Source organism: Streptomyces glomeratus, assembly GCF_021462825.1.
GTDB lineage: Bacteria > Actinomycetota > Actinomycetes > Streptomycetales > Streptomycetaceae > Streptomyces > Streptomyces glomeratus.
The window spans coordinates 458,704-465,635 of record NZ_JAKEEB010000001.1; the positions used below are offsets into that span (position 1 = coordinate 458,704).

The window sequence follows — 6,932 nt, forward strand, 5'->3', positions numbered from 1 at the left end:
GCGAACACATGAGCGCGTCAGGCGGCACCAAGGCGATCGTGGCGGCACTCGGCGCCAACCTCGCGATCGCGGCATCGAAATTCGTGGCGTTCGCGTTCAGCGGCTCGTCCTCGATGCTCGCCGAGGGCGTCCACTCGCTCGCCGACTCCGGCAACCAGTTCCTGCTGCTGATCGGCGGCAAGCGGTCCCAGCGCGCGGCCACCCCGCAGCATCCCTTCGGCTACGGCCGCGAACGCTTCATCTACGCCTTCCTGGTCTCGATCGTCCTCTTCTCGATCGGCGGCATGTTCGCCATCTACGAGGGCTACGAGAAGATCCAGCACCCACACCAGGTCGAGCACTGGTACTGGCCGGTGGGCGTGCTCGTCTTCGCGCTGATCGCCGAGGGCTTCTCCTTCCGCACCGCCATAAAAGAGTCCAACGAACTGCGCGGAACGCTGTCCTGGGCGCAGTTCGTCCGCCGCGCCAAGGCGCCCGAGCTGCCCGTGGTCCTCCTGGAGGACTTCGGCGCGCTGATCGGTCTGGTCCTCGCCCTCGGCGGTGTCGGCCTCGCGCTCCTCACCGGCGACGGCATCTGGGACGGCATCGGCACCGTCTGCATCGGCCTCCTCCTCGTCCTGATCGCCCTCGTGCTCGCCGCCGAGACCAAGTCCCTGCTCCTCGGCGAGGCCGCCGGCCCGGACGTGGTCAGGAAGATCGAGGCGGCGACCGTCGACGGCGAGACCGTCACCCGCGTCATCCACATGCGCACCCTCCACCTCGGGCCCGAGGAGCTGCTGGTCGCCGCCAAGATCGCCGTCCAGCACGACGACACCGCCACGCAGGTCGCCGCCGCGATCAACGCCGCCGAGGCCCGTATCCGCGCCGCCGTCCCGATCGCCCGCGTCATCTACCTGGAGCCGGACATCTACAGCGAGGCGGAGGCGGCCAAGGGCCCGAACCCCGAGGCAACGCCCGGGGGGCCGGACCGGACCGCCGGTCACTGACCCTTACACCTGGGTCGGCCACGGCGGCGCGGGCGGGACGACCCGCCTTCTGCGCACCGCCACGGCGGCGATTCCCAGCCCGAGACCCGTGGCTGCCAGGACCAGTCCGAGCAGCCCGCACAGGAGCCAGCCCAGAAGCCGGGCCGGACCCCCGACGACGCGCCCCTGCACATCGCCGACGGCCACCGTTCCCTGGTGGCCGTCGGTCGCGAAGAACCGTGAGTCCATGGAGTTGACGCGGTGGTCACCCAGCACGAACAAGCGGCCTTCGGGCACCTTCACGTCATACGGCCGATGCGTACCGTCGGCGATGCCGTCCTTCACATACGGCTCCACCAGCGGCCGGCCGTTGACGGTGATGCGTTCCTCCGTGCCCGTGCCGCAGCACACCACGTGGTCGCCGCCCACCCCGATCACCCGCTTCAGCACGGCCTGGTCGGAAAAGCGGCCCGGCGTCGCGAAGAGGACGACATCCCCCCTGTGTATCTCGTCCCCGTCCAGCCGCTGCACGACGAGCTGCCGGCCGATGCCATAGGTGGGCTCCATGCTTCCGCCGCGCACCGTGACTGCCGTATAGGCCGACCGCACATACAGCAGGGAGCCCACCAACAAGATCAGCCCCAGTGGCAGCGTCAGCCATGCCGCGAGCGCCAGTCCCCGCCCCTTACCCATCGCCGTCCCCTCCCCGCGCGGCCCATCCGCACGCGCAGAGGCTAACGACAGCCTGTGCGACACCCGAGCGCCGGGCCCGACGCCCGCCTGACCCCTCCGCCTGACACCTTCCTCACACGGATCGCGGCCCGGGAACGCCCGGTCCAGCGTCCCCGACTGCAGGCGCCTTGCTCGCCGTCCGCGCGCAAAAGCACGGAAACACCCTGCTCATACGGCTTTGCGGGCTTCCGCCGGACCGCCCGGGACGTCGCGCGGTCCGCTCCGCCGGGCCCGCGATGTGTCCGGAGGCGGACTGGGGACGGCCGGGTCCCGCGGTGTAGCTTGGGACAGAGCCAGACGTCGCTGCTGATGGCGGTCGGGCGGCCCCGTGGGCCGGCCGAGGGAGAGAGGGCCTCCGACGGACTGCGCTGCGCGTACGTGGGCATCACCGTGTCCCCTTCGGGCACCCCTGTGCCCGCCGCCGCGCAGACCAGCCCTACCCACCTCGACCCGACTCCGAGGAGCACCTCGCAATGACGACTGTCGACAACCGACAGGACTTCAAGGTCGCCGACCTCTCCCTGGCCGAATTCGGCCGCAAGGAGATCACCCTCGCCGAGCACGAGATGCCCGGTCTGATGGCGATCCGCAAGGAGTACGCCGAGGCGCAGCCCCTGGCCGGCGCCCGTATCACCGGTTCCCTGCACATGACCGTCCAGACCGCCGTGCTCATCGAGACGCTGGCGGCGCTCGGCGCGCAGGTCCGCTGGGCCTCCTGCAACATTTTCTCCACCCAGGACCACGCGGCCGCCGCCATCGCCGTCGGCCCGAACGGCACCCCCGACAACCCCCAGGGCATCCCCGTCTTCGCCTGGAAGGGCGAGACGCTGGAGGAGTACTGGTGGTGCACGGAGCAGGCGCTGACCTGGCCGGACACCCCCACGGGCGGTCCGAACATGATCCTCGACGACGGTGGTGACGCCACTCTGCTCGTCCACAAGGGCGTCGAGTACGAGAAGGACGGCAAGGTCCCCTCCGTCGAGACCGCCGAGTCCGAGGAACACCGCGTCATCCTCCAGCTGCTGACCCGCACCCTGGGCGAGAACCCCCAGAAGTGGACACAGCTGGCCTCCGAGATCCGCGGTGTGACCGAGGAGACCACGACCGGCGTCCACCGTCTGTACGAGATGCAGCGCGACGGTGTCCTGCTGTTCCCGGCGATCAACGTGAACGACGCCGTCACCAAGTCGAAGTTCGACAACAAGTACGGCTGCCGCCACTCCCTGATCGACGGCATCAACCGCGCCACCGACGTCCTCATCGGCGGCAAGACCGCGGTCGTCTGCGGCTACGGCGACGTGGGCAAGGGCTGCGCGGAGTCGCTGCGCGGACAGGGCGCCCGCGTGATCGTCACCGAGATCGACCCGATCTGCGCGCTTCAGGCCGCCATGGACGGCTACCAGGTCACGACCCTCGACGAGGTCATCGACAAGGGCGACATCTTCATCACCACGACCGGAAACAAGGACATCATCATGGCCTCGGACATGGCCAAGATGAAGCACCAGGCGATCGTCGGCAACATCGGCCACTTCGACAACGAGATCGACATGGCCGGCCTCGCCAAGGTCCCCGGCATCGTCAAGGACGAGGTGAAGCCGCAGGTCCACACCTGGACCTTCCCCGACGGCAAGAAGATCATCGTTCTCTCCGAGGGCCGTCTGCTGAACCTGGGCAACGCCACCGGTCACCCGTCGTTCGTGATGTCCAACTCCTTCGCGGACCAGACGCTGGCCCAGATCGAGCTGTTCACCAAGCCCGACGCATACCCGACCGGCGTGTACACGCTGCCCAAGCACCTCGACGAGAAGGTCGCCCGCCTCCACCTGGACGCGCTCGGCGTGAAGCTGACCACGCTCCGCCCCGAGCAGGCGGCGTACATCGGCGTCGACGTCGAGGGCCCGTACAAGCCGGACCACTACCGGTACTGATCATGCACTGAGGCAGGCCCCCGCACCCCCGTGTCGGGGGCCTGCCCCTTCGGTCCGACCGGCGGGACCGGCCGGACCAGCCCGTCACACCCCAGGACCCCCATGCCCCGCGGCCGATATTCGCTTCACGATCCGCACGACGGCACCCTCCTCGCCGAAGAACACTTCCAGTGCGCGCCGGGCCCTTCCGGCTGGCGCTACGTCTCCCAACTCACCACCCCCTCCGGCGACCACGCCGGATCCGTCGACCTCGCCCTCGACGACCTCGGCCGCCCCATCCGCCTGGAACTCCACGCTGCGAGCTGGCAGGTACGGGGCGCCGCCCTGGACGGCGTCACCTGGGTTCGCAGCGACCCCACCGGCACCCATGCCACCGAAGGCAATGTCTCCGCCCACGCCTTCACCGGCACGTCCCCCGCCTTCCTCGTCGCCACCGCCCGGCTGCTGCGCCTCACCCCCTCCTCTGCCGCGACGCGCGTACGCCTCGTCGCCTTCACCGATCCGGTCCTCGCCCCCCGCACCGTGGACCAGTCCTGGGCCCTGATCGACAGAGAAGCACACCCCACTGACAACGACCCTCTGATCGTCGACGAATACCAGGTCACAGCCCTGGACACAGGGGAGCTGCACACCGTTCACATCGCCGGTGACGTCGTTCTGGCGGCGCCCGGTGTAGAGCTGGAACACCTCGAGTCACCGCCGTCGGCGTTCACATGACGGGACGGGCGCCGGACCGTCAGGCGGGCGGCGCGAACCCGGTGGCAGGGCGGTCCGCCGGCGCTGCCTGCGTCGTCGGCGGCCGGTCATCCCGAGAGCCCGCGGCCGACGCCTGCGGTTGCCCGGACGTCTGTGGCCGGCCATACGTCTGCTGCTCGACGGCCTTGCCGGACCAATCGTCCACATCGTGGGACCCGGGAGCCTGCCAGGGGCTTCCTCCATGCTGCGGGACAGGAGCCTGCGGTGCCGGAGAGTGCCCTTCGGGCATCCCCCGCACCGGCGAATCCACCCCGGCGGGAGCCTCCTCAGCCCGGCCGCCGAGCGTCCGCCGCGCCTCCCTGGCCTGGCGTTCCTGCACCACCGCCGCCAGATAGGCGGCCGGCGGGACTCCGTGGGGCGCGGGAGCCTCCGTAAGGGCCGTGAGATCCGAGGCGAGACGTTCCGCCATCGCCCAGCCCACCTGCGGATCCAGGTACTGCATACGCGTCAGGTACTGCCGGATCGCCAGCCACAGCCCGTCCGGAACAGCCGAAAGGTCCAGATCGGAGAACCGCCCGGCAAGCCAGGGCGGCGGCGGGGGCACGAAGGCCGCACGTCCCGCCGGCACCCGCTCCCGCACGACCAGCGTGCCCGCGAACACATCCCCGAGGCGGCGGCCCCGGGCCGACACCAGCGAGGCGATGCATGCGACGACCCCGAACGTCATCAGGACCTCGACCACGCCGACCGCGCCACGGACCAACGCGTGACGGAACCGGATCGGTCCTCCGTCGTCGCGCACCACACGCAGTCCACAGGCCAGTTTCCCCAGCGAACGGCCGTGGCTCAGGGTCTCCACCGCGATCGGTCCGCCCACGGGTACGAGGATGAAGACCGCGATCGACACCGCGATCTGCGCGGCCTCGTCCAGATCGGACGCCGACGCGGCAAAGGCGATCATCACGATCACATAGGCGGCCAGCGCCACCACCAGGTCGAGCATCACCGCAAGCACTCGGCTCGGCAGTTTCGCCGGGCGCAGCTCCAACGCCACCGCCTCGCCCGTCACCAGTCCACTCACGCCCGCCGTCCTTCCCCTGACCCGCCCCGGAATACGACAGTCTGCCAAGCTGAGGGCGCATCGCGCTCCAGTGCGACAAGCTGACGCCCAGTACGTGACGCAGTACGAGAGGACGAGGAGCAGCCCGACCCATGGACCTCGACGTGTTCGTGTCCGCCCACCGCGCCGAGTGGGACCGCCTCGAGGCCCTGCTGCGCCGCCAGCGCCGCCTCACCGGAGCCGAGGCGGACGAACTCGTCGCCCTCTACCAGCGCACCGCCACCCATCTCTCGCTGATCCAGTCCAGTGCGCCGGATCCCCAGCTCACGGGCCGACTCAGTCAACTGGTGGCACGAGCCCGCAGTGCCGTGACGGGCACCCGCAGCGCCTCGTGGCGCGATGTCACTCGCTTCCTCACGCAGGGCTTTCCCGCCGCGGTCTACCGCTCGCGCCGCTGGTGGGTACCCACCGCGTTGCTCTCCACGGTGATCGCCGCGCTCCTGGGATGGTGGATCGGCACCCACCCGGAGGTCCAGTCCGCGATCGCGGCCCCGGGCGAACTCCGCAGTCTGACCCGCCCCGGCGGGGAGTACGAGACGTACTACTCGAGCCATCCCGCTGCCGCCTTCGCCGCCCAGGTGTGGACGAACAACGCCAAGGCCGCCGCCATGTGCCTGGTACTCGGCATCTTCCTGGGGCTCCCGGTCCTCTGGATCCTCCTGGAGAACATGCTGAACCTGGGAGTGGGCATCGGCCTGATGTCCTCCGCCGGCCGTCTAGACACCTTCCTGGGGCTCGTCCTTCCGCACGGACTCCTGGAGCTGACGGCCGTCTTCGTGGCCGCCGGCACGGGTCTGCGACTCGGCTGGACCCTCGTCGACCCGGGCCCCCGCACCCGACGCAGCGCCCTCGCGGAGGAGGGCCGGGCGGCTCTGGGAATGGCGATCGGCCTCGCCCTCGTTCTGTTCGTGTCCGGCGCCATCGAGGGCTTCGTGACCCCTTCCGGCCTTCCGACCTGGGCGCGAATAGGGATCGGCATCCTCGCTGAGCTGGCCTTTCTTGCCTACGTGTTCGTCCTGGGCGGCCGCGCGGCACGGGCCGGCAACACGGGCGACCTGGAGGCGCACGAGCGCAGCGCGGCCGTCCCGACGGCGGCGTGATGCGGAGGCGGCCCGTCGGATGTGCGTCGCGCTCCGTTGGCCTGCTAGTCTCCTCTTCGCCGCGCAAGACCCGTTGACACGGGTCGAGCGAGGAGGTAGATTCGAACAGTTGCCTGGAGGTGGACCTCCACCACGGGACATTGAGAACATCTACCTGCTTCCGGAACATCGGGTCCGTGGAGCCCCTCCCGATTCAGAAATGGATGCCGGTCAATCGGCTCCGGAACTTCTGATAAAGTCGGGAAAGCCGGAAAGGGAAACGCGAGAGCGGGAACCTGGAAAGCGCCGAGGAAATCGGGCCGAGAAAAGGTCTGATAGAGTCGGAAACACCGAAGGGAAGCGCCCGGAGGAAAGCCTGAGAGAGTCTCTCGGGTGAGTACGAAGGAAG

6 protein-coding genes are annotated in these 6,932 nt (G+C 69.6%); 4 read left to right on the top strand and 2 right to left on the bottom strand.

Features of this window, described 5'->3' with window-relative positions; genetic code table 11:
• Positions 1 to 8 precede the first annotated feature (8 nt).
• Positions 9 to 986, top strand: a complete 978-nt coding sequence (locus LZ604_RS02055; RefSeq protein WP_234511863.1) for a cation diffusion facilitator family transporter — start codon at positions 9 to 11, stop codon at positions 984 to 986.
• Positions 987 to 989: 3 nt separating this feature from the next.
• Here the strand turns inward: LZ604_RS02055 and lepB are convergent, their stop codons facing one another.
• Positions 990 to 1,658 (bottom strand): signal peptidase I, encoded by a 669-nt coding sequence (gene lepB, locus LZ604_RS02060; protein ID WP_234511865.1) that lies wholly within the window; start codon positions 1,656 to 1,658, stop codon positions 990 to 992.
• A gap of 512 nt (positions 1,659 to 2,170) precedes the next feature.
• Between lepB and ahcY the strand changes: the two genes are divergently transcribed.
• A complete protein-coding gene (gene ahcY, locus LZ604_RS02065; protein ID WP_234511868.1) occupies positions 2,171 to 3,628 on the top strand; it encodes an adenosylhomocysteinase in 1,458 nt (485 codons plus the stop codon).
• A gap of 102 nt (positions 3,629 to 3,730) precedes the next feature.
• On the top strand, positions 3,731 to 4,345 hold the full coding sequence (locus LZ604_RS02070) for a hypothetical protein (protein WP_234511870.1): 615 nt from the start codon (positions 3,731 to 3,733) through the stop codon (positions 4,343 to 4,345).
• Between the two features lie 19 nt (positions 4,346 to 4,364).
• Here the strand turns inward: LZ604_RS02070 and LZ604_RS02075 are convergent, their stop codons facing one another.
• Positions 4,365 to 5,405, bottom strand: a complete 1,041-nt coding sequence (locus tag LZ604_RS02075; protein ID WP_234511872.1) for an RDD family protein — start codon at positions 5,403 to 5,405, stop codon at positions 4,365 to 4,367.
• A 131-nt stretch (positions 5,406 to 5,536) separates the two neighbouring features.
• Here LZ604_RS02075 and LZ604_RS02080 point away from each other — a divergent pair, with 131 nt between their 5' ends.
• Positions 5,537 to 6,544, top strand: coding sequence for a stage II sporulation protein M (locus tag LZ604_RS02080; RefSeq protein WP_234511874.1), 1,008 nt, complete (start codon positions 5,537 to 5,539; stop codon positions 6,542 to 6,544).
• Positions 6,545 to 6,932 lie beyond the last annotated feature (388 nt).